Raw genomic sequence first — 22,484 nt, forward strand, 5'->3', positions numbered from 1 at the left:
GCGGCAGTGAATAATAAAACGATCTATGTAATTGATGACGAGAAGGATATCTGTCAACTGGTAAGCCAGGAACTGGAACAGTTCGGCTACACTGTGCGCACTTTTACCACCGGAGCGCAGGCATGTCATGCGCTGCGCACCCGGCCTCCAGCGCTCTGCATTGTTGACCTTGGCTTGCCGGATATGGATGGCATGGAGCTGGTTAAACAGCTGTGTGATACCCACAACGTCGGTATTATGATTCTTTCCGGACGCAACAGCGTACCCGATAAAGTACTGGGTCTGGAGCTGGGAGCGGATGATTATATCGTCAAACCCTTTATCCCCCGCGAACTGGTGGCACGTGTCAACAGTCTGATTCGCCGCATGAAAAACAGCGGGCCTGACCCAAAATCAGAGACGCGCACCGCACAGTTTGCCGGCCTGAACTATGACCCTAAAACCCTCACCATGATCAACGCTGATGGCAAGCACACCGAGCTAAGTTCCGCAGAGCATGAACTTCTGATTAAACTGCTAAAAGCACCTAAAACAATCCTCTCAAGGGACCAACTGATGGGTGAAAGCACCGGCCCATTTGATCGCAGTATCGATGTACGGATGTCCCGGGTGCGCAAAAAAATTGAAAACGACCCGAAAAACCCTGAGATCATCAAAACCATCTACGGTGTAGGCTATATCCTTACCACCGATGTCAGCTGGAACAGTTAAACGCTGGTCTCAGAGTAAGGCTGATGCCCGACCATAAAAAACCCGGCGAATGCCGGGTTTTGAGTCTTACTGGGGGTTCTTTTCTAAATAAAAGCTCTTTTCTTGCAGGTTATATCTGCCGACCCGTTTACACAGTCTCAGACTTAGCCTTAGCTTTGGCCTCAGCCTTCGCCGCCTCACCCTGCGCTTCATCTTCACCATCGGCAAAAATAACTTCGTCAGCAGGGTTATGTTTACCCAGCAGTTTCGGCCGCTCGATCAGGAAGTACAACACCAGACCAATCACCACCGCATACACCGTTGACTTAGGATCAGGCATCGCCAGCGTCACGGCAACAATACCCGCCACACCCCGTTCAACCGAGTTTTTCAGTTGTTCCATACCCACCATGATGCAGATATACGCGGTCAGCACCAATGTCAGGGAAAGCGCGATGGGCAGCACAGGCTTAAACAGTGTCACCAGCGGCAGCACAAACAGCGCCACAAGACCGGTAATCCAGAAAGTACCACCACCACTATAGATAGAGTCCATCGACTTACGACCCATCGCATAGCGCTCTGCTACCGTCGCATGGGCAGCCGTCCAGAGGGGGCCAGCCAGTCCGGGCCAGGGCGCAAAAAATGCGTGTATACCATTACGAATAGCGGTGACAAGGTGCACACGGTCGACACTATCCTCAATACTTTCATCGGCACGCAGATGATCTACCCGCTTCACCAGCGTAAAGCCGACAATAATGTCACCAAAGGCGATTACGTAGGCGATAATAGCGGTCGGAATTGCCAGCAGAAACACATCCCAGCCCGGGAAGCCAACAGAAAAAATCAGATACTGCCACATCAGGCCAAAGTCGGGATTAGTGATACCCCACTGGATATCCGGCATAGGATATTCGCCGACAATCCAACCCACGATCATCGCCAGAATCATGCCCGGCACCATACCGAAGTTAGCGATTTTCTTCGCCAGCGGGCTGGCATCGACGACGTTTTTGAATGACAGAGAAAACAGCACATAGGCAGAGATCAGTGAACCGATAATCAAAGAGACAGGCGTTGCATCGATCCGCCCGCCCACTTTCAGTTCGCCCATCATCGCCGCAATACCCGCACCGATAATAATGCCGGATTTCAACGAGTTCGGAATAACATCAACCAGTTTTGATCCCAATCGGGTCACCCCGAGGAACAGGAATATCAACGTCACTTCAACCTGCAAAGCAAACAACGCCTTAATCGCTTCAGGCCCGGGTTCAAAGCCTTTCAGATAGAGTAGCACCACCGGTATTGCCGGGGTTATCCAGCCAGGCACCAAAGGTACACCCAGCAACGCTGGCAGGGTATAACACACACCCGCCACAAAGGTGAACGCCAAAGCAGCCTCATAAGGCATGCCCAGGTATCTTTCCAGCAGAGGAATCATCGCCAGGCCGACCACAAACATGATCAGCCCCTGAATCATCTCAGGAGTTTCCCAACGGTAGTGAATAAAAGGTAGTCTGATTTTGAAGGGACCAGCGGGCCAGTATGGCTGCTCTGCACCGAACTCTCGGGTCTTTAAAGACATTATTATTATTCCTGTCATTATTATTTTCGCGCTGTCTTCAGACAGAAGCGAACTTAGCCGCATGCGCCTTCCTGTTCTCTCATCCAGGTAAGACTTACAAACTTGCGCAGCCGGCATTTAACAACAGGAGTTTTGCTGCAATCTTTCTCAGAAATAACGAAATGTATCAACAGACCTGCAATTCATACTTTTCAGACACCGGCCTATCGAGCATACCTCAGAGGAATAGAGAAAAATCATAGCCAGAGAGCCACGGCAAAACAGTCAGATATAACCACTTGTCATATCGCCTGTTTATGCAACACATCGATATTAGCCAGCAAGACATTGAGCAAAAAAGTGGTGTAAACCATAGAGACCAAAACAAATCGCACTATAGTAGTGCGTTATTATGCAATGCTAGATACTTTACCTCTGCATTTCTTTACAGCAGATCATTCAGCCTAAACTTAAACCAAAAACCACTAATATAATGCTATAGCTGACTATAAAGCTTCCAGAAAGCTCAACCCAGAGCATCAATGATTAGAATAATTCACCCTTCAGATGAAAAAGGATACTTTGTCACCGTAACCAATACTGGATAATCTTCGCGCGTGAATAGAAATCGCACTACCTGGATGCAGAAAAATAATATCTGCATCAAAAAAGCACTAATACAGTGCAAAAATTGAGAATATAATCATGTTAACTACCTTTTATTACATCGACCTTTACAACAAACAGCAACTGAGTCAGCCAGAATCTGAGCGCGAATACTTCATGCGTATGGCCCGTGAAATGAAACAGGCTCGTATTATCAAAAAGCGCCAGGCAAGAAAAGAGAAGATCAAAGCTATTTTTACACTGGCACTGAAGCTGTTCAAGTCTAAGCCTGTTGCAAGTAATCACTCCGCTTACGGGCATTAAAACGATGCCGGTTATTATGCAGCAAAGCCTGACCACTCAAACGAGTCAGGCCTCGCTGCATACACTCTTGCACTGCAACTGATCCGGTCGGAACTGTATAGCTTTATTCGTTACCCCGTCTCCTGTTCTCCTTCCCCCCCCTTTCTCGACCCGCTTTTACGATCTTTCTGTGTTAAATGCATACTCCCTATAAGCCTCTCTCTGTAAAATAATTTTCCAGCGCACCAGCCTGACTTAATCGTTGATACCTGCAGATGCTTAGCGAAGACTCCTCAATTTGGGCAGCTCTTTCTTTTGAGTAAACTCATCTTACTTGCTGTTAAGCCAGACATTCTGTACATACTGAAAGCAGAGCAATATCGTTTCATTTTTTAATACCCTCTAATAATAAGTCACGACGTATAGCAATCACCTGAGATTTGGTTTTCACGGCATGATTGTTTTCACTTAAACTTAGGGCGCCTTTGCGCTCTGCACAATTGTGATGGGTCTCTGCAACATGGATATACTCTGGATACTGTTTGGTGCCATGCTGGTATTTGTTATGCAAGCCGGTTTTCTGTGTCTGGAAAGCGGGCTGGTACGCAGTAAAAACAGCATAAATGTCGCCGCCAAAAACATTACTGACTTTATCGTTTCAAGCGCACTGTTCTGGAGTGTTGGCTTTGCCATTATGTTTGGCAGTAGCTACGCAGGCATCATCGGCACCAGTGACTTTTTCTTCGGGGCCAATGCCTCACCATTACATATCAGTGTGTTTCTGTTCCAGATGATGTTCTGTGGCACCGCAGCCACACTGGTTTCCGGTGCTGTAGCTGAGCGTATGAGTTACCTCGGTTATATTATGACCACCATCACCATCAGCCTGTTCATCTATCCCATTGTCGGACACTGGGTATGGGGGGGCGTTGTGTCAGGCACACCCAGCGGCTGGCTGGAGCTGGCAGGCTTTGTCGACTTTGCCGGCTCCAGTGTTGTGCATTCGGTAGGCGGATGGGTGGCTCTAGCCGCTATTCTTGTTATCGGGCCACGTATTGGCCGCTTTGACTATGGCAACAGACACATACCCGGAAGCAACATCCCAATGGCGATGCTGGGTGCATTGCTTATCTGGTTTGGCTGGTTTGGCTTTAATGGTGGCAGCACTCTGGCCTGGTCCGACGCGGTTCCTGGAATTCTATTGAATACTTGTCTCGCCGCATTCTGGGGAGGCATCTCGGCCATCATCATCAAATATCTAACCTCTGGCTATATTGATATTTCGCAAATTATTAATGGTGTGCTCGGGGGCCTGGTGGCCATCACGGCTAACTGTCATGTTGTATCTCCGGCAGCAGCCGCCCTTATTGGAGGCATCTCCGGGGTGATCGTTGTGTTCGGTAGCCAGTTGCTTGAATATAGAAAAATAGATGATGCAATCGGGGTTATCCCGGTGCATCTGTTTGCCGGGATATGGGGGACGCTGGCGGTCGCGTTGTTCGCTGATCCTGAGATTCTCGGCACAGGCCTGCCCCCTCTGCAACAGTTAAAAGTACAGCTGATCGGGATAGGGACGATCGGCCTGTATAGTTTTACCACCGCCTATATCATTTTCCGCCTGGTAAACAGGGTTTACCCGTTGAGAGTCTCAGCCGAGGATGAACTGAGCGGCCTGAATGTTTCCGAACACCGGGTAACAACTGAAGTGTTTGATCTGCTAACAGCGATGAACCAGCAACAGATCCGCTCTGATTACTCCTCACCGGTGCCTGTTGAACCCTTCACTGAAGTAGGCCAGATAGCACAGGAATACAACCGGGTTATTGACAAGGTTCAGCAGGAGATCCAGGAACGCGACCGGGCATTTGCAGCCTTTAAACAGAGTGAATACCGCAACGGCGCTATTCTTGAAGCAGCGATGGACTGCATTATCACGATCAATCAACAGGGCGAGATACTGACGTTCAACCCGGCGGCAGAGCAGTGTTTCGGTATCACCGCTCATACCATTCTTAACAAAGATTTTTTCCGGCTGTTTATGCGTGATGATCTGTGCAAGGTGGCGATGGAAAGTCTTTCACAGGGATTTTTCAGCGGCGAAGGCTTAGTACTGAAAAGACAAAATATCTCAGAGCTGACCCGTTATGATAAAGAGCCGTTTCCGGCGGAGATTGTTGTCACCCAGACAACCGATCTGAGCAACTCCAATAAACAATACACCCTGCACGTGCGCGATATTACCAAGCACGTCAAACTGCAAAACCGCTTGAAACTACTGGCGTACAACGACCCCCTGACCGGGTTGTATAACCGTACCTATCTGATGCGCACCCTTGAACAGTTGATTACCCGCGACCAAACCGTTCCGGGCACTGTCGCATTAATGTTTCTTGACCTTGACCAGTTTAAAAAGGTCAACGATACCTTAGGTCACAACGCAGGCGACGTTTTGCTACGTGAAGTGGCCAAACGACTCAAACAGATAACCCGCGACTCGGATCTTGTTGCCCGCTGGGGGGGAGATGAGTTTGTGATTGTACTGTCGGGCAAGATCAACCAACAACTGGCTTGCAAGAAAGCGACTGAGATCCTTGAAATTATGCGGGCACCGGTACTGTTTGGCGATCATCGTTTAAACGTATTAACCAGTATTGGCATCGCTCTGTCGAGCAATGCCGATGTCAGCGCTGAACGGATGTTGCAGCATGCCGATCTGGCCATGTATCAATCGAAGAAAAATGGCCGAAACACTTATACTTTATTCGTACCACAAATGGAGCTGGAAGCTCAGCAGCAGTCCAGAATAGAGAACGAGCTGCCCGGGGCGATGGCTAACAACCAGCTGTTTCTGCAATACCAGCCAAAGGTCTCCTGCGACACCAATCAGGTGGTTGGCTTTGAGGCGCTGTTGCGCTGGCAGCATCCGGAGCATGGTTTTGTTCCACCCGCCGAATTTATCCCGGTGATTGAAAACAGTAACCTGATCATCGAAGTTGGCGAATGGGTGCTGGCAGAGGTCACCCGCCAGCTTGACGCCTGGCGTCGTGAAGGACTGCCGTTATTGCCAGTTGCGGTAAATATATCCGGCTATCACCTGCACTCGCCCTCTCTGGTACCTTGTATCGAAAGGTGTCTGGGTAAACATAAGATTGACCCCGCGCTGATAGAGATTGAGATTACCGAAGGCGCGCTAACCGGTAACAGCGAGGAAAGTATTGCCGCGATGACCGCCCTTAAGGCGATCAACATTAAGCTGGCGATAGATGATTTTGGCACCGGCTATTCATCCCTGAGCTATCTGAAGAAGTTCCCGGTCGATGTGCTTAAAATTGACCGGGCATTTGTCAGAGAGTGCTATTCCAATAAAGATGATGCAGCGATCTGCAGAGCGATCATCAGTCTTGCTAAGAGCCTGGAGCTGGAGATAGTCGCAGAAGGCGTGGAAAACCAGGAACAACTGGCTTTTCTGGCCGAACAGGGTTGCAATCTGTATCAGGGCTTCTATTTCAGCAAAGCGATCGATGCGAATAAAGTATCTGAACTATCATTGACGGATGAAGCCATAACGATGGAATGACTCCCTTCGGGAGCCTTCCATCAGCTTGGGCAAACTAAGTCCTGATGCGATAGCCTGTACGGAAGATCCACCAGACCAGCGTCAGACAGATCAGCAGAAACACCATCGTCATCCCCAAACTGACCGCCACATTGACATCGGCAACACCATAGAACGCCCAGCGGAAACCACTGATCAGATAGACCACCGGATTAAACAGTGTCAGGGTTTGCCAGGGTTCCGGCAACATACTGATCGAATAAAATGCACCGCCGAGAAACGTTAGTGGCGTCACTACCATCAACGGGATGACCTGGAGTTTCTGAAAATCGTCAGCCCAGATACCGATAATAAAGCCAAACAGGCTAAAGGTAACGGCGGTCAGCACCAGGAACGCCAGCATCCAGATCGGGTGCTGAATATGATAATCGACAAACAGCTGGGCAGTCAGCAATATCAGCAGCCCCAGAGTGACCGACTTAGTCGCGGCTGCCCCCACATAACCAATGACGATCTCCATCGCCGACACCGGCGCCGATAACACTTCATAGATAGTGCCGGAAAACTTGGGGAAGAAGATGCCGAACGAGGCGTTAGAAATACTCTCACTCAGCAGCGACAACATCACCAGGCCGGGAATGATAAAAGCGCCATAACTGATCCCTTCGATATTACCCATGCGTGAGCCAATCGCGGTGCCAAAAACGATAAAGTAAAGCGAGGTTGAGAGCACCGGTGAAGCGATACTCTGCATCAGGGTACGGAAGGTACGTGCCATCTCAAATTTATAGATCGCGCGAATTGCATACAGATTCATCTTACTGCTCCTGCTCGTGTACCAGACTGACAAAGATCTCCTCAAGGGAGCTTTCACTGGAGTTCAGGTCACGTATTTCCAATCCCTGCTCGGTAAGCTTACGTAACAGACGGGCAATACTGTCGCCCTCCTGACGGCTGTCATAGCGGTAAGAAACCGTATCACCATCGGCTTCCAGTTGCAGATTAAACTCCGCCAGCGCTTCAGGGATCTCACTGATCGGCTGTTGCAGGCGGATACTCAGCAACTTGCTACCCAGCTTATCCATCAATGCCTGCTTCTCCTCCACCAGCAAAATCTTACCTTTACGGATAACACCGATGCGGTCAGCCATCTCCTCAGCTTCTTCGATGTAATGGGTGGTCAGAATAATGGTGACGCCCTGCTCCCGCAGCTCTCGTACCATCTGCCACATATCTTTACGCAACTCGACATCAACGCCAGCGGTAGGCTCATCCAGAAACAGAATATCCGGCTCATGGGAAAGCGCCTTGGCAATCATCACCCGGCGTTTCATACCCCCGGACAGCTCGCGCATCTGCGCATCTTTCTTGTCCCACAGGGAGAGCTGACGCAGCAGTTTTTCAATATATTCAGGGTTGGCGGGTTTACCAAACAAGCCGCGACTGAAATTCACCGCCGACCAGACATTTTCAAACGCATCACTACAAAGTTCCTGGGGCACCAGACCAATTTTACTGCGCGCTGCACGATAATCCCTGACAATATCGAAACCATCGGCCAGCACCGTGCCTTGAGAGGGACTACTGATGCCACAGATAATACTGATCAGCGTGGTCTTTCCTGCTCCGTTCGGCCCCAGCAGGGCAAAGATCTCACCCCGATGAATTTCCAGATCGACATTCTGCAGTGCCGTAAAACCGGATTGATAGGTTTTCGTCAGGCCCCTGACGCTAATAATTGATGGCATGGTGCTCCCTCTGAACAGATAAGAGCCACATAGTAACCGCTGAATCATGAAGACTGTAGTAGCTAACGGCCCGATTGCAAAAACAAACCTATTCCAAATGCAGCCAACACCGCACCGGCACCTCGTTCAATCAGATGAATTCGCTGTCCAAGCATCTTTCGGACCCGCTGCAGACCGATAGCCCGGGCGAGTAACAGATCCCAACATAGCACCGTCGCAAACATCCACAAGCCGCAGAATATTTGTTGCGCCAGTGTGGCATCCGGCCCGAGAATAACGGTCATTAAACTCATATAAAACAGTGCATTTTTGGGATTCAATAAGGCCGAATTAAGCCCTGAAATCAACTGACGTCGAACGGTGGGTGCATGGCCTGCTGGATCTCCGGTAACAAAATCACCTGCCTGACTGCGTAACAGTTGAAGGCCCATCCACAGCAGATAGATCGCCCCCAACGTTTCGATAATGCTGAATAGTTGCGGGCTGTCGCGAATGCCGCTCCAGCCCAATACCGCGATAGCGATATACACACCATTACCCAGCGCTACGCCAAGGCAGATAAAACGGCTACCGGCCAGACCATGGCGTACGGCACTCGCACTGATGAGAAAAAAATCCTGGCCCGGGCTTAACAGCGCGACGAAGTGTGCCAGAATCAACGCGGGAAAAGCAGCAGGAATAAGATAATCAAGGGACATAGAGCCTCCGTCACAGATAGATACAAGAAACGGAGTTTGGCAGAGCACACTAACGAATGATTGTGCGAAATTGATCAGCTCTGCTGATACTGCCCCGGGGTGGAAGCGGTGTAGTTAACAAAGGTGCGGTGAAACTGACTCTGATCGAAAAAACCCAGTTGCCCAGCCACATCAACAATCGGCACACCTTCGCGCAGCAACAGCTTGGCCTGTTCTATACGGGCATTATTCACCAACGCCTTCGGCGTAATACCGTAATGGCGGCGGAACATCCTGATCACCGCCTCCGGTGTGCAGTCGCTGATTGCGGCAAGTTCTGCCAGCGCCGGAGGGTTTTGCAGATCGGCCAGCAAACGCTGCTTCAGCTCAACACAGCGATGATCTCTGTCACTGCCGTCTTCTGCAGGGCTGCAGTAAGGCAGCAACAGGTGCGTGGCCAGTCGCTCCAGCGTTATCGGGATCGCTCCGCCATCCTGATGCTGTAACTGTTCGACCAGGGTCAGAAAGGTATCAATCGCCTGCTGATCCCGGATCAGAGTCTGCTCGCAATAGAAATGAGTCACGTCAGATCCATAGAAGGATGATAGCCACTGCAGACACCAACTGGCCTCAATATAGAGCATATAGTAGCCACGACTACCATTTACCAGGGGGTTACAGGCGTGAACCCTGTCGGGTTCGATGATCACCAGTTCCCCTGCAACGATTTTCTGTTCGTCGCCATTACAGCTGAAGCAGGTCTCCCCGGAGTGCAGCAGGCCGATTGAAAACTGTCGATGACTATGGGATTTATACCCCTGTCGACTGTCCCATGTAGAACGCAGCTCCATCTGCGGCATCCCTGGCAAACGTATAAACTGCTGTTCGATATCCCTGACCTTCATCCTCTACGCTTGTCCTGTCACTGTATCAGACTCAGCAAACTCAGCATCAGACTGATACTGAAAAACGCCAGCACCGTGGTCGCCATCAGCACCCCGGAACAGTAGGCCTGTTTACCATATTGACCACCCACAATGGGGTAGATACTCGCCATCGGCGACGCCGAAAAGATCACCACCGCCTGTTTCAGCATCAGATCCATATCGGGCACCACGAAAATTACCAGACACAACGCAATCAACGGCTGAATCAGCAGTTTAAAACCAGCAATCATGAAGATATCTTTGAACGATGCGCTAAACGCTGCACCGGCTAAAGATCCACCAATAATGATCAGCGCCACCGGTGCGGCCGCGCCTGCCAACAGATCCATTCCGCGGCTGATAAACCCAGGCGCCTGAAATCCAACCAGCGACGCTAATACTCCGGAAAAAACCGCAATAATAATCGGATTCCTCACCAGCCGACCCGCGACCGTGATGACGATCTTTTTCAACCCGACCCCGGTGTCACCGTGGGTTTCCATCAACGCGAAGGCGATAGGAAACAGAATAATATTCTCCACCATCAGCGACATCGCAAACGCCTGGGTCGGCGCATCTTCAATAAAATACTGCAACAAAACTGGCAGGCCGATAAAAGCACTGTTAGGGCAGGCACTGCCAAAACCTTTAAGGCTGGAAAAGCTGGTGCTATTGTTGAGAATCAGACGACTAATACAAAAAACAGAGACAAACGAAACGAGGCAGCTGAAGCTATACACCATCAGGTATTGAGGGTCGATCAGCACCTCCATATCCAGTTGCGATATTTTCTGGAACATCAGCACCGGCAGCGCCAGATAAAGTACAAAACGGCTCATCCCCGGCAGCGCTTCCCGGGGAATAATACCAACCCGGGTGGCCACAAAGCCGACCAGAATCAACAGGAAAATAGGCGCGGTAATACCGATTATCGTTAGCATAGCGATTGTGATACCGAATCAGAGAGTAGAAAGAGGAACAGTAACCCAGAGCGTTTAAGGCCGTTAACATACTGCGACACCGGGTCTGGTGCAAGTACCGCAATCGCTGAGAAGTCAACAACAACACCAGATTCACACTAAAAACTACCCAGTACTATTCCCCTTAAAAAAACCTTTTGCGTGCACATAGTGCACCAAGGGATCGGTTTTAATTGCTCACACACAGGTTCCATCACTACACTGATCCCACTCTGAAAGCACGCATATTTGATCTCAATTGCATTAGTTATCGGCAACTCAGTAACGACCAAAAAAGCGACGTCTCAGAATTAAGATAATAAACAGCCTTTTCAAAAACGACTTAACCGTCGAAGAAAAGAGTAAAAAATAAAAACAGACGCCTACAGCGGAAAGCAAAGTGCATTGTCTTCCCCTGACCGGCCAGGAGTTTCCCATGAGTGTAATGTTAAAGTGCCTATCGCACACCCCCCTGAGAGACTATAACGATCCTGACGCAAGTATTGTCAAAGAGGTTGATGAGGTTATTGCTAAGGCCCGTGCCGAGGTTGAAGCATTCGATCCTGAGCTGATTGTCCTGTTTGCACCGGACCACTATAACGGTCTGTTTTACGATCTGATGCCACCCTACGTTATTGCCACTGCCGCTGAATCTGTTGGCGATTACAGCAGTCTGTCAGGCAGCCTGAGCGTTGATGCTGATGCGGCGATGGCGCTGGTGAAATTTCTCTTCGCAAACGATATCGATATGACCCTGTCACATCGTTTGCAGGTTGATCACGGCTGCACACAAACGCTGGCAGAGATGACCGGCAGCCTGACCCGTTACCCGGTTGTGCCGATTATCATTAACTCGGTGGCTCCACCGTTCTGCCCTTACTCCCGTATCCGTAAACTCGGCGAGCTGGTAGGCCAGTTTATCGCCACTCTGAACAAGCGGGTGCTGATTCTGGGCACAGGTGGTCTATCCCATGAGCCCCCTGTTCCACTGCTGGCAGATGCGCCTGAGGAGGTTGCTGAGTTTCTGATTGCTGGTCGCAATCCAACCCCTGAATTCCGTGCAGCCCGTGAGGCACGCACTATCGCAGCAGGCAAGATCTATGGCACAGCCGAGTGCGCGCAAGCGCCTTTGAACGAGGACTGGGATCAGACCTTTATCCAGACACTGATTGAGGGCCGGGTTGCCGAGATCGATGCACTCTCCATTGAGGAGATCTCGAAACAAGCCGGGCGTTCAGCTCACGAAGTACGCACCTGGGTTGCCGCCTTTGCGGCAATCGGTGCAACCGGACCCGTTACCGCAAGACAAGATTATTACCGCGCAATTAACCAATGGATTGCCGGTTATGGCGTCGTCAGTGCTGAATCAGCCTGATCAGATAGCCACTGCAGCCAGAACATAATAAATAGAATTTCAGGAGAGACCCCAATGAACACTATGACTATCCAGATTCCGACCGAAGACGAGATCGTAGCCCGCGCAACCCAGATGATTCCATGGCTGAGAGAGAAAGCCGATGCGGTCGAAAAAGCCCGTATGGTGCCTGAAGACACTATCCAGGCGTTTCAGGATGCAGGCTTCTTCCGCATCCTGCAGCCAAAGCGCTGGGGTGGATATGAGATGAATCCTAACGTGCTCAACCGGGTTCTGATTGAGCTGGCACGCGGTTGTCCGTCAAGCGCCTGGAATGTAATGGTACTGGGTGTTCACCCGTTCGAGGTGGGACTGTTGGACAGTGCGGTCGGTGATGAACTCTGGAGTGAGGATAACACTCGTCTGGTGTCCTCTTCCTATGCCCCCTTCGGTACCGTAAAAGTGGTCGAAGGTGGCTACATTCTCAACGGCGAATGGCTGACATCCAGCGGCTGCGACCATGCCGCAGGTGGCGCTTTCCTCGGGGGCCGCGTGGCCGGGGCTGATGGCTCGATGGAGTTTCGCTCATTCTGGGTGCAGCGTTCAGATTTTGAAATCGAAGATGACTGGTATGTTGTTGGCCTGGCAGGCACCGGTAGTAAAAAACTTCTGATCAATGAAGTGTTTGTCCCTACTTATCGCAGCCACGTCATCGGCGACTATTGTGAAGAGACCCATGGTCATGTGAACAACCTGTATAAAATGCCGTTCTTCGGCGTATTTTACTCAGCGGTGTCATCCGTCATCATCGGTATGGCGAAAGGGATGGCCGATCTCTACATCGAACATATGGTGCCACGCCAGAACCTTAATCAGGCAGTCGGTGCTGCGGTAAACGACCCCTTTATCAAAGGTAAACTAGGGGAAGCCCAGGCCAAGATTACCGGGTCTGAAGCGCGGGTGCTGATGAACAATGAGGAAGCCTGGAAATATGCATCAAAGGGTGAGCTGGTGCCCACCGATGTCCGTGTACGTACCTTCGCCACTAACCAGTTTACCGGTGGAGACTGTTTTGATGCAGCACATATGATCTTCAAGAAAACCTCAACCCGTGGCGTCTGGTTATCCAGCCCGATGCAGCGTCAGTTGCGGGATATTCTGGTGGGTGCCAACCACATCACCCAGAATCAGGACAATATCGGCGAGCTGCTGGGCGGACAGATGCTGGGAAGTCCTTTACCTCAACCCAATCCATTCGGCGTTAAAGCCCAATAAACAATAAAAAGCGACAGCTGAGGCAAGGGCGTTTCCCTTGCCCGGTATAACAAATTGAAAGGGTGCTGAAATGAATAAAGAGATAAACCAGGTTCTCGACTGGACCCCTAATGCAAAACTGGCGGCAATGCCCACCATTAGCTCGGATGACCATCGCTACGGCATGCGTCATTTTGCCGTCGGTGTCACTATCATCAGTGCAGCAGATGGCGAACAAAAAGCGGGGCTGACAGCAACCGCGGTTTGCTCAGTGACTGCCGACCCACCCCGTCTGGTCGTGTTTGTGAATAAAGATGTAGCGGCCAGTGACGTTATTCTTAACAGTGGTGCTCTGTGTGTGAATATCCTCGCCAGTGAGCAGGAGGAGATCGCCAAAGTCTTTGCTGGTATGAACAAAGAGGTACATGGCGAAGCCCGGTTTGAATATGGTCAGTGGCGTGAACTGGTCACCGGAGCCCCAAGTCTGGATGGTACACTGGCTAACTTCGATTGCCGCGTGATCAAAGTTTTTGATGAAAGCACTCACAACGCATTTCTCTGTGAAGTGATGGCCACCTGCGAGCGGGATGACGGCGAAGCGCTGATCTATCTGAATGGTGCTTTCCGCAGCGTGCCGCAATAAACAGATAAACAATGAGATAACAACGCCCTGGTTAACAGGGCTTTGTCCGTTCGAGCCAACCGAATAAGAAGGCCTTTTTTATGAGTCATATCGAAATCAGCGAAGCATCAAGTAGCAAATTTATTGATATTGTTGCCGAAGGTAACCCTTACAAGATCCACTATAACGAGCTCGGCGAGGGAGATCAGGTTGTTATCATGCTTCACGGTTCAGGACCCGGCGCCACAAGTTGGGCCAACTTTAACCGTAATATTGAGCCCTTCGTCAATGCAGGTTACCGCATCATTCTGCTTGACTGCCCGGGCTGGGGGAAAAGCGATCCGGTTGTCTGCACAAGTTCCCGCTCGGACCTCAATGCCGCCTGCATTAAAGGCGTGATGGATGGCCTGGACATCAACACCGCGCATCTTATTGGCAACTCTATGGGCGGGCACAGTGTGGTTGCCTTTGCCCTCAGCTGGCCCGAACGGGTCGAGAAACTGATTCTGATGGGCGGCGGCACCGGAGGCCCAAGCCAGTTTGTACCGATGCCCACCGAGGGGATCAAACTGATTCAGGCACTCTATCGCAACCCGGACATAGAAACCCTGAAGAAGATGATGTCTGTATTTGTCTATGATTCCAGTCATCTGACCGAAGAGATGTTCCAGCTGCGCCTGGACAATATGCTGTCTCGCAAAGACCATCTGGAAAACTTCGTTAAAAGTCTCGAAGCAAATCCAAAACAGTTCCCGGATTTTGGCCCACGGCTGAGTGAAATTCAGGCACACACACTGGTCGTATGGGGACGCGACGACCGGTTTGTACCGATGGATATTGGCCTGAAACTGATCCGCGGCATCCCTAATGCGCAGCTGCATGTGTTTAATAACTGTGGCCACTGGGCACAATGGGAACATGCCGACACATTTAACCGAATGGTGTTAGATTTTCTTAAACACTAAATAGTATCGGGCTATTAGATGAATAACTAATAGCCCGATTAATATTTTAAGATAATAGATTAACTACAACTGTTCCTCTATTTTATGAATAACGTCATTCATTTTCTTTAAATATTTTTTTGCCGCTTTTTCAGTGGACATCGCTTTCGCGATATAAACCAGATTCAGACAACCCACTACCTCATCTTGACGCATAATTGGCCGGGCTATCGCTGCAATATTACCCTCTTCGCCCCAGTCCTGATTATTAGCACCATAGCCCTGCTCACGGGTCTGGCGAATCACCCGACGAACATAGTCTTCATCATTTGCATGACTCCCCTGCCTGTCATTCTGCTGACGCAGCCGGGCAAGTATTTCATTACGTTCCTCTTCCGGACAGTAGGCTATATAAGCTCTTCCGATTGCCGTCATCAACAACGGCAACCGTCTGCCAACCATATCCCGATGAAACGACAACTTACTGAAACGGTGTGTTGTTTCGCGTATAACCATCGCATCACCATCCAGGGTACAGAGATCCGTAGGCCATATAACCTCTTGTAATAACTGACCTAATAGAGGGGCTGCAAGCTGAGAGATCCATTGTGCATCCTGAAATCCCTCACTCAGCTGTCTGACCTTGATGGTGAGCTGATAGCTATCATCCGAAGGACTTCTACGTACATACCCCTCTCCGGCTAAGGTCTCCAGTATTCGCCGGACAGTGGTTCTATGAATCCCACTCCACTCAGCCAGATCACGAATTTTCGCGCCGCCATGAGCACGATTAAGCAAATACAGCAGATCAAGCCCCCGGGTAAGACCACGAACGTTTTTGTACAGCCCCGGTTCTTCAGCGTTCATATTTTTCAGTATTTCCCTGATGACACTAAGTGTCTGATCACATAAAAATCGTGCACATAGTGCACATGCCGTTAGTTTTTAATTGTAGCCTGCCCGTTGGTTTTTTTATACTGACAGGATAATTATAAGTAATAAAAATAATAATATTTATTTAATGGGTGCTTCAAAAATGGATCTACTTCTTGCCGCTTATATTATCTTTTCAGCCTTAGTTATTTTTATTATTTCAACAGAATTACTGATTAAAAAACAGATTTCATCACCGTCGTCAGAGCGCGATAAAACCATCTCTCCTGAAAAATTCAGTCCGACTCTGACAGATGAAAACCACATTTTTTACCCCCCTACTGAATATCATTCAGTCACACGAATTTAAGCAGGATGACGCTGATGTCGATTGATCTGGATCTAATAGCGAAAAACTTACGCCAAGCTGAACTTGATGGTGAAGCGATAGCCCCTATCCGGGAGATAATTGGTGAAGATAATGCAGACGCCGCCTATCAAATTCAGAAAATAAATACCGATGAAGCGTGTCGCGCCGGACGCAGAGTTGTGGGCCGGAAAATAGGCCTGACCAATGTCAAAGTGCAGCAACAACTAGGGGTAGATCAGCCTGACTTTGGCACTCTGTTTGCCGATATGTGCTACGGAGACAATGAAACAATTCCTCTCTCTTCAGTGATGCAACCCAAAGTTGAGGCAGAGCTGGCGCTAATACTGAGCAAAGATCTGCCGGAGAAGGATACGACCTTTGCTGACCTGATCGGTGCGACCGGCTGGGTGATGCCTGCTATTGAAGTCGTTGGTAGCCGCATCAGTAACTGGAATATCCGCTTTGTCGATACCGTTGCAGACAACGCTTCCAGCGGCGCTTTTGTCCTCGGCGATGCAACCCGCTGGCAAGGCGGCATCGATCTGGCACAGATCAGCATGACCATGACTCGTAACGGTACAGAGGTTTCGTCAGGCAGCGGTATTGAATGCCTGGGACACCCGTTCAATGCCGCCGTCTGGCTGGCGCGCACTCTGAGCAAGCTCGGCCAGCCACTTAAAGCGGGCGACATTGTGCTTACGGGTGCACTGGGGCCGATGGTTGCGGTTGAGCCTGGCGATCAGTTTGAAGTACAGATTAGCGATATTGGCCGCGTCAGCACTCAATTTAGCAAGGCTATTTAGCCGAAATCAGCTCACCCGCTTGCTGAGATCCAAACAACTGTCTGTTCCAAAACTATCTGTTCGAAGGAAGTACCCTATGAAAAAACTAAAAGCAGTCATAATCGGGCCGGGCAACATCGGTACCGATTTGCTGATAAAGATGCAACGGTCCGAGTGGATCGAACCGGTATGGATGGTGGGTATCGACCCCGAATCCGATGGCCTGAAACGGGCCCGGGAGATGGGCATTAAAACCACCGCCGAAGGCGTTGATGGTCTGCTGCCGCACGTGATCGAAGATGATATCCGTATCGCTTTTGATGCCACCTCTGCGTATGTCCATGCCGAGAACAGCCGCAAGCTGAACGAACTGGGCGTGATCATGATCGACCTCACGCCTGCGGCGATCGGCCCGTTCTGTGTGCCGCCGGTGAACCTGCGGGCCCATGCACAAAACCTGGAGATGAACGTCAATATGGTCACCTGCGGTGGTCAGGCAACTATTCCGATGGTGGCGGCGGTCTCTCAGGTGCAGCCAGTTGAGTATGGCGAGATTATCGCCACGGTGTCCTCAAAATCTGCCGGTCCCGGCACCCGTAAGAATATCGATGAATTTACCCGCACCACCGCCGGTGCGGTCGAGAAAGTCGGCGGCGCGAAAAAAGGTAAAGCGATCATCATTATCAACCCAGCCGAGCCACCGCTGATGATGCGCGATACCGTGCACTGCCTGACGGAGGGCGAACCGGATCAGGCCGCGATTACTGCCTCCGTTCATGCAATGGTGAAAGAGGTGCAGAAATATGTGCCCGGTTATCACCTGGTTAACGGCCCGGTGTTTGATGGCAACCGGGTCTCGATGTTTATGGAAGTGGAAGGTCTGGGTGATTATCTGCCGAAGTATGCCGGCAACCTGGACATCATGACCGCAGCGGGGCTGCGCACTGCCGAGATGTTTGCGGAAGAAACCGCTAACGGCACCATTACCCTGCCAGCACGCGGCTAAGTGGAGGAGAGAACGATGAATCTGAAAGGTAAAAAAGTAATCCTCCATGACATGAGTCTGCGGGATGGTATGCACGCTAAACGTCACCAGATCTCTCTGGAGCAGATGGTTAACGTGGCGACGGCACTGGATGATGCCGGTATGCCGCTGATCGAAGTCACCCACGGTGATGGTCTGGGGGGCACCTCGGTGAACTATGGTTTCCCGGCTCACAGCGATGAAGAGTATCTCGGCGCGGTGATTCCGAAACTGAAAAACGCCAAGGTGTCCGCACTGCTGTTGCCGGGGATCGGTACGGTTGATCACCTGCGCATGGCGAAAGATCTGGGCGTGAACACCATCCGGGTCGCCAGTCACTGTACCGAAGCCGATGTCACTGAACAGCATATCGGCCTGGCTGCGAAGCTGGAGATGGATACCGTGGGCTTTCTGATGATGGCGCACATGGCCAGCCCGGAAAAGATTCTCGAGCAGGCACGACTGATGGTCTCCTATGGTGCTAACTGCATCTACTGCACCGATTCCGCCGGTTACATGCTGCCGGATGAAGTGACCGAAAAAATTGGTCTGTTAAGAGCAGAACTGGATTCCTCTATCGAAGTGGGCTTCCACGGTCACCACAACATGGGCATGGCAGTGGCTAACTCGCTGGCGGCAATCGATGCCGGTGCCGGGCGTATCGATGGCTCGGTGGCAGGCCTGGGTGCCGGTGCCGGTAACACCCCACTGGAGGTGCTGGTGGCTACCCTGGTGCGGATGGAAGCGGATCACGGTATCGATCTGTACAAGATTATGGATGTCGCCGAAGACCTGATCGTACCGATGATGGATCAGCCGATCCGGGTCGACCGTGATGCGCTGACACTGGGCTTTGCCGGTGTGTACTCCTCGTTCCTGCTGTTTGCTAAACGGGCGGAAGCGAAGTACGGCATTCAGGCACGAGACCTGTTAGTCGAGCTGGGCCGTCGCGGCACCGTCGGCGGACAGGAAGATATGATAGAAGACCTGGCACTGACTATGTTTAAAGAAAAGCAGACAAAAGAGAAGGGGTTAATTTGAACCGCTTTTAACTGGCATTGAAAATCGCCCAGCTTGCCAGATATCTCGTAAGCTGGGCAACGCTATCAGACTCAATATTGGAAACTCACCGATGCTAACAATAAAAAAATATACCGGCTGACACGCTCCTGTTCGCAAAATTTAACACGCCTCTCAATAACGGACATGCCCAACTCCTTTGTCCATGGCTATGATAAACAAGGTTAAGAACGATGGCTTTTACAACCTGGATCACATCCCACTACGACGAACAGGGTCCGATAAAATGGCTGGCCTTTGCCCTCGAGATGATCGCAGCATTAACCCTTTTTTTCCTGATGATGCTGACCTGCGCTGATGTTTTCGGCCGCTATTTTTTAGATAACTCAATCGATGGAACCACTGAGCTTACCGAGATCGGTCTCGCCATTCTGATTTTTGCAGAGATGCCGGTGATTACCTGGCGCGGAGGACATGTGGTTGTTGATATTCTCGACCGGGCATTAGGCAATACACTGGTCAAAATACTGGGCTTACTTTCGGCCTTACTGATGTCGTCATCGCTCTACTATATAGCCGGACAGATAAACTTTCTCGCCGAGCGTTCCTTAACACGCGGTGAAGTGACTGAGTTTCTCCAGTTACCGACCGGTCTGATCGTCGAATATATCGCCTTTATGAGTTGGATTACCGCCGCTACGATGATCACGTATGGCGTTTATCGACTGCTGTTTCTCTCTCGTGACTAGTTTAAAACAGGTACTGATATCATGACTGTTGCCCTGATTGGCTTTACCATTCTTCTTATTCTGATTGTGATCGCACGGATTCCAATCGCCTTCTCAATGGGAATCGTCGGGTTCTTCGGCTTTGCCTATATGCAAGGTCTGAATTTCGAAACCTTTGCGGATTTCAACTGGAACAGCCCGCTGTCAATGGCCGCCAAACGGGTTATAAATACCGCGCAGGAATACAGTTTATCCGTTATTCCCCTGTTTATTCTGATGGGAAACCTGGTTACCAAATCGGGGTTATCCCATCAGTTATACCGGGCTTCGAACGCATTTCTCGGCCATATGCAGGGAGGTCTGTCGATGGCCACGGTAGTGGCTTGTGGCGGTTTCTCTGCAATCTGTGGGTCCAGCCTGGCCACCTCGGCAACCATGGCTAAAGTGGCTATGCCGCCGATGCGCAAATATGGATATGCCGACTCTCTGGCAGCCGCCTCTATTGCGGCAGGCGGCACACTGGGTATTCTGATACCCCCCAGTGTCATACTGGTAATTTATGGCCTGCTCACTGAAACCAGTATTCGTGAGTTGTTTGCAGCAGGCTTTATCCCCGGATTTATCGGCATTCTACTCTATCTCGGCGCGGTGCGATTCGCGGTCTGGCGTAAACCGGAAGACGGCCCCTGTGGCGAGCGACTCAGCTGGCCGGAACGTATTCAGGCACTGCACGGTGTCTGGGGTGTTCTGATTCTCTTCAGCGTGGTCATGGGTGGTATCTATATGGGGATCTTCACTCCGACTGAAGCGGCAGGTATCGGTGCCGGAGGCGCATTTATTATTGCACTGTACCGACGCTCGCTGACCCTGGCTAATCTGTTTGATATCCTCACGGATACTGCTCGCACTTCAGCCATGCTGTTCGGCGTTCTGATTGGTGCACTGATCTTTTCAAACTTTATCAACCGGGCGGGATTACCGGCTGATCTGTTAACACTGGTACAAAGCGTCGATGTTTCCCCGATGACCGTGATATTTCTGATTCTCGGCATCTATATTGTGCTTGGAATGGTATTCGAAAGTTTATCGATGATGCTGCTGACCGTACCAATCTTCTTTCCACTGGTGCAGAGCCTGGGATTTGACCTCGTTTGGTTTGGCATCGTGGTGGTGGTTGTCACCGAGATTAGCCTGATCACCCCACCGGTGGGCATGAATGTATTCGTTCTAAGTGCAGTATTGAGGGATGTAAAAGCCAGCACCATCTTTAAAGGCGTAACGCCGTTCTGGTGTGCCGATATCATCCGGCTTATATTGATCACACTCATTGCACCAATATCACTGTTTCTTCCTGAACTGCTCTATCGCTGAGTCAAAAAACAGACAGAAAACTATGTTACCCCTGGTTTAAAAAAGTCCGGCATGTTGCAGATGAGATCGACGCAGATCTCAGCGTCATGGGTTGCCGGACTCAACGCTTTTGGCCAGTTCGTTCTAAGCTTCAGCACTAATAGCACCATCCACTATTCAAAATAACCTGTATAGATAGCCGCCTGATAAAGAGCCTGTTACAAAGAGGCTTTTAATAAAAAAGACACTGATAAAAAGCACTCTCAAGCACGAATATTTAATTATTTATCACAAATCTAAATACAGGCTTAGCATAACACCCTCAGCCTTTTTCATTATCCATCTTTGCAGTATATGTACATAGATTTGCAGTATTCAAGTATTAGATTTCTATCTATATGAGATCATAAGACCTCACCTATATAATAATAATGAGGCTTCACTTAGATGAAAAAACTTAATAAGCTAAGTATTGCAATACTTGCCGCAACCGCATCCACTTTTGTTAGCGCAGTTGAGCTGGGCGAGTTTAAAGGCACTACTTTCAGCGTCGGCGGATACCTGAAAGCAGAGGCGATCTGGGGTATGCCAGATTCGGGTGATAACACTGTAGAAGGTTCTGCACGTCAATCCCGCTTTAACCTGAAAGCCACTAAAGAAGTTGACGGCCACAAGCTGGGTGGTTTTATTGAAGGCGATTTCTGGGGGTCTGCTGGTTCTGCATACGCCTGGCGTCTGCGCCACGCTTATATCAGCATCGACAAGCTGACTGTAGGCCAGACCTGGAGCGGTAACTTTTTCGCTACAGCGCCTTTCGATGTTCCAATGATCAACTTCTTCGGCCCTGGTTGGGGGTCTATCGCGGGTAACGGCGGTACTGTTCGTCCTGATATTGTAGCTCACTACCGTACGAACGGATTCACAATCTCTGCTGCAGAGCCGCTTTACTCAAATGCCGCGATGCCAGATATGGTTGTAGCCTATGCTCAACGTTTCGAGTCTGGCAGCGGCTACAGCGCAGCAATCACAGCGCGTGAAGTTGAACAGCTAACCCGCATTTTTCATGAATATATTCTGACAGCGGATGCCCTTCAGTATTCCCCGGCGAGTGCCGTAATTTCTCAAATT

Annotated in this window: 19 protein-coding genes and 1 pseudogene; 13 read left to right on the top strand and 7 right to left on the bottom strand. The window is 50.3% G+C overall.

The genetic code is table 11. The features are described 5' to 3' along the window. The first annotated feature begins 6 nt into the window (after positions 1-6). The gene (locus Q0499_RS13290) at positions 7-711 is read left to right on the top strand and encodes a response regulator transcription factor (protein ID WP_299200171.1); all 705 of its coding nucleotides are present in this window, start codon (positions 7-9) and stop codon (positions 709-711) included. 127 nt (positions 712-838) lie between these two features. Here Q0499_RS13290 and Q0499_RS13295 read toward each other — a convergent pair whose 3' ends face one another. Then, positions 839-2,281, bottom strand: coding sequence for a xanthine/uracil/vitamin C permease (locus Q0499_RS13295; protein WP_299200172.1), 1,443 nt, complete (start codon positions 2,279-2,281; stop codon positions 839-841). Positions 2,282-2,965: 684 nt separating this feature from the next. Here Q0499_RS13295 and Q0499_RS13300 point away from each other — a divergent pair. Together Q0499_RS13300 and amt are read left to right on the top strand one after the other, a co-directional pair. Beyond that, a complete protein-coding gene (locus tag Q0499_RS13300; protein WP_299200173.1) occupies positions 2,966-3,190 on the top strand; it encodes a hypothetical protein in 225 nt (74 codons plus the stop codon). A 499-nt stretch (positions 3,191-3,689) separates the two neighbouring features. Further along, on the top strand, positions 3,690-6,746 hold the full coding sequence (gene amt, locus Q0499_RS13305; protein ID WP_299200175.1) for an ammonium transporter: 3,057 nt from the start codon (positions 3,690-3,692) through the stop codon (positions 6,744-6,746). A 34-nt stretch (positions 6,747-6,780) separates the two neighbouring features. Here amt and Q0499_RS13310 read toward each other — a convergent pair whose 3' ends face one another. From Q0499_RS13310 to Q0499_RS13330, 5 genes are all read right to left on the bottom strand, one after another. Continuing rightward, positions 6,781-7,542 carry an ABC transporter permease gene (locus Q0499_RS13310; RefSeq protein WP_299200176.1) on the bottom strand — a complete coding sequence of 254 codons (762 nt, stop codon included), beginning with the start codon at positions 7,540-7,542 and terminating at the stop codon, positions 6,781-6,783. A 1-nt stretch (position 7,543) separates the two neighbouring features. Further along, positions 7,544-8,473 (bottom strand): ABC transporter ATP-binding protein, encoded by a 930-nt coding sequence (locus Q0499_RS13315; protein ID WP_299200177.1) that lies wholly within the window; start codon positions 8,471-8,473, stop codon positions 7,544-7,546. Between the two features lie 62 nt (positions 8,474-8,535). Continuing rightward, positions 8,536-9,171, bottom strand: a complete 636-nt coding sequence (locus Q0499_RS13320) for a LysE family transporter (protein ID WP_299200178.1) — start codon at positions 9,169-9,171, stop codon at positions 8,536-8,538. Between the two features lie 74 nt (positions 9,172-9,245). After that, complete coding sequence (locus Q0499_RS13325; RefSeq protein WP_299200179.1) at positions 9,246-10,055, bottom strand: AraC family transcriptional regulator; 810 nt, start codon at positions 10,053-10,055, stop codon at positions 9,246-9,248. A 17-nt stretch (positions 10,056-10,072) separates the two neighbouring features. Next, positions 10,073-11,017, bottom strand: coding sequence for an AEC family transporter (locus tag Q0499_RS13330; protein ID WP_299200180.1), 945 nt, complete (start codon positions 11,015-11,017; stop codon positions 10,073-10,075). 454 nt (positions 11,018-11,471) lie between these two features. Here Q0499_RS13330 and Q0499_RS13335 point away from each other — a divergent pair, with 454 nt between their 5' ends. The 4 genes from Q0499_RS13335 (at position 11,472) to Q0499_RS13350 (ending at position 15,230) form a co-directional block, all read left to right on the top strand. Next, entirely contained in the window at positions 11,472-12,410 is a 939-nt protein-coding gene (locus Q0499_RS13335; RefSeq protein ID WP_299200181.1) for a 3-carboxyethylcatechol 2,3-dioxygenase, read from the top strand. A gap of 54 nt (positions 12,411-12,464) precedes the next feature. Beyond that, on the top strand, positions 12,465-13,664 hold the full coding sequence (locus tag Q0499_RS13340) for an acyl-CoA dehydrogenase family protein (protein WP_299200183.1): 1,200 nt from the start codon (positions 12,465-12,467) through the stop codon (positions 13,662-13,664). Positions 13,665-13,734: 70 nt separating this feature from the next. Continuing rightward, entirely contained in the window at positions 13,735-14,286 is a 552-nt protein-coding gene (locus Q0499_RS13345) for a flavin reductase family protein (RefSeq protein WP_299200184.1), read from the top strand. Between the two features lie 80 nt (positions 14,287-14,366). Further along, on the top strand, positions 14,367-15,230 hold the full coding sequence (locus Q0499_RS13350) for an alpha/beta fold hydrolase (RefSeq protein WP_299200185.1): 864 nt from the start codon (positions 14,367-14,369) through the stop codon (positions 15,228-15,230). A gap of 63 nt (positions 15,231-15,293) precedes the next feature. Here the strand turns inward: Q0499_RS13350 and Q0499_RS13355 are convergent, their stop codons facing one another. Next, positions 15,294-16,076, bottom strand: coding sequence for a DNA-binding transcriptional regulator (locus Q0499_RS13355; RefSeq protein ID WP_299200186.1), 783 nt, complete (start codon positions 16,074-16,076; stop codon positions 15,294-15,296). 390 nt (positions 16,077-16,466) lie between these two features. Between Q0499_RS13355 and mhpD the strand changes: the two genes are divergently transcribed. From mhpD to Q0499_RS13385, 6 genes and pseudogenes are all read left to right on the top strand, one after another. Continuing rightward, positions 16,467-17,255, top strand: a complete 789-nt coding sequence (mhpD, locus tag Q0499_RS13360) for a 2-keto-4-pentenoate hydratase (RefSeq protein WP_299200188.1) — start codon at positions 16,467-16,469, stop codon at positions 17,253-17,255. A gap of 76 nt (positions 17,256-17,331) precedes the next feature. After that, positions 17,332-18,240, top strand: coding sequence for an acetaldehyde dehydrogenase (acetylating) (locus tag Q0499_RS13365; RefSeq protein ID WP_299200190.1), 909 nt, complete (start codon positions 17,332-17,334; stop codon positions 18,238-18,240). Between the two features lie 15 nt (positions 18,241-18,255). Next, complete coding sequence (gene dmpG, locus Q0499_RS13370) at positions 18,256-19,299, top strand: 4-hydroxy-2-oxovalerate aldolase (RefSeq protein WP_299200192.1); 1,044 nt, start codon at positions 18,256-18,258, stop codon at positions 19,297-19,299. A gap of 212 nt (positions 19,300-19,511) precedes the next feature. Beyond that, positions 19,512-20,027, top strand: coding sequence for a TRAP transporter small permease (locus Q0499_RS13375; protein ID WP_299200195.1), 516 nt, complete (start codon positions 19,512-19,514; stop codon positions 20,025-20,027). A 21-nt stretch (positions 20,028-20,048) separates the two neighbouring features. Continuing rightward, positions 20,049-21,377, top strand: coding sequence for a TRAP transporter large permease (locus Q0499_RS13380; protein ID WP_299200197.1), 1,329 nt, complete (start codon positions 20,049-20,051; stop codon positions 21,375-21,377). 426 nt (positions 21,378-21,803) lie between these two features. Next, a pseudogene (locus tag Q0499_RS13385) lies at positions 21,804-22,484 on the top strand (hypothetical protein); the annotation flags it as partial.

The sequence above is a fragment of the uncultured Amphritea sp. genome (genome assembly GCF_937127095.1).
Classification (GTDB): domain Bacteria; phylum Pseudomonadota; class Gammaproteobacteria; order Pseudomonadales; family Balneatricaceae; genus Amphritea.

Bases quoted from the DNA above. Each gene is read 5' to 3' on its own strand.
- dmpG (WP_299200192.1), top strand. From the start codon at position 18,256: ATGAATCTGAAAGGTAAAAAAGTAATCCTCCATGACATGAGTCTGCGG.
- Q0499_RS13340 (WP_299200183.1), top strand. From the start codon at position 12,465: ATGAACACTATGACTATCCAGATTCCGACCGAAGACGAGATCGTAGCC.
- Q0499_RS13375 (WP_299200195.1), top strand. From the start codon at position 19,512: ATGGCTTTTACAACCTGGATCACATCCCACTACGACGAACAGGGTCCG.
- Q0499_RS13310 (WP_299200176.1), bottom strand. From the start codon at position 7,542: ATGAATCTGTATGCAATTCGCGCGATCTATAAATTTGAGATGGCACGT.
- Q0499_RS13320 (WP_299200178.1), bottom strand. From the start codon at position 9,171: ATGTCCCTTGATTATCTTATTCCTGCTGCTTTTCCCGCGTTGATTCTG.
- Q0499_RS13335 (WP_299200181.1), top strand. From the start codon at position 11,472: ATGAGTGTAATGTTAAAGTGCCTATCGCACACCCCCCTGAGAGACTAT.
- Q0499_RS13300 (WP_299200173.1), top strand. From the start codon at position 2,966: ATGTTAACTACCTTTTATTACATCGACCTTTACAACAAACAGCAACTG.
- Q0499_RS13325 (WP_299200179.1), bottom strand. From the start codon at position 10,055: ATGAAGGTCAGGGATATCGAACAGCAGTTTATACGTTTGCCAGGGATG.
- mhpD (WP_299200188.1), top strand. From the start codon at position 16,467: ATGTCGATTGATCTGGATCTAATAGCGAAAAACTTACGCCAAGCTGAA.
- Q0499_RS13330 (WP_299200180.1), bottom strand. From the start codon at position 11,017: ATGCTAACGATAATCGGTATTACCGCGCCTATTTTCCTGTTGATTCTG.
- Q0499_RS13380 (WP_299200197.1), top strand. From the start codon at position 20,049: ATGACTGTTGCCCTGATTGGCTTTACCATTCTTCTTATTCTGATTGTG.
- Q0499_RS13350 (WP_299200185.1), top strand. From the start codon at position 14,367: ATGAGTCATATCGAAATCAGCGAAGCATCAAGTAGCAAATTTATTGAT.
- amt (WP_299200175.1), top strand. From the start codon at position 3,690: ATGGATATACTCTGGATACTGTTTGGTGCCATGCTGGTATTTGTTATG.
- Q0499_RS13365 (WP_299200190.1), top strand. From the start codon at position 17,332: ATGAAAAAACTAAAAGCAGTCATAATCGGGCCGGGCAACATCGGTACC.
- Q0499_RS13355 (WP_299200186.1), bottom strand. From the start codon at position 16,076: ATGAACGCTGAAGAACCGGGGCTGTACAAAAACGTTCGTGGTCTTACC.
- Q0499_RS13345 (WP_299200184.1), top strand. From the start codon at position 13,735: ATGAATAAAGAGATAAACCAGGTTCTCGACTGGACCCCTAATGCAAAA.
- Q0499_RS13315 (WP_299200177.1), bottom strand. From the start codon at position 8,473: ATGCCATCAATTATTAGCGTCAGGGGCCTGACGAAAACCTATCAATCC.
- Q0499_RS13295 (WP_299200172.1), bottom strand. From the start codon at position 2,281: ATGTCTTTAAAGACCCGAGAGTTCGGTGCAGAGCAGCCATACTGGCCC.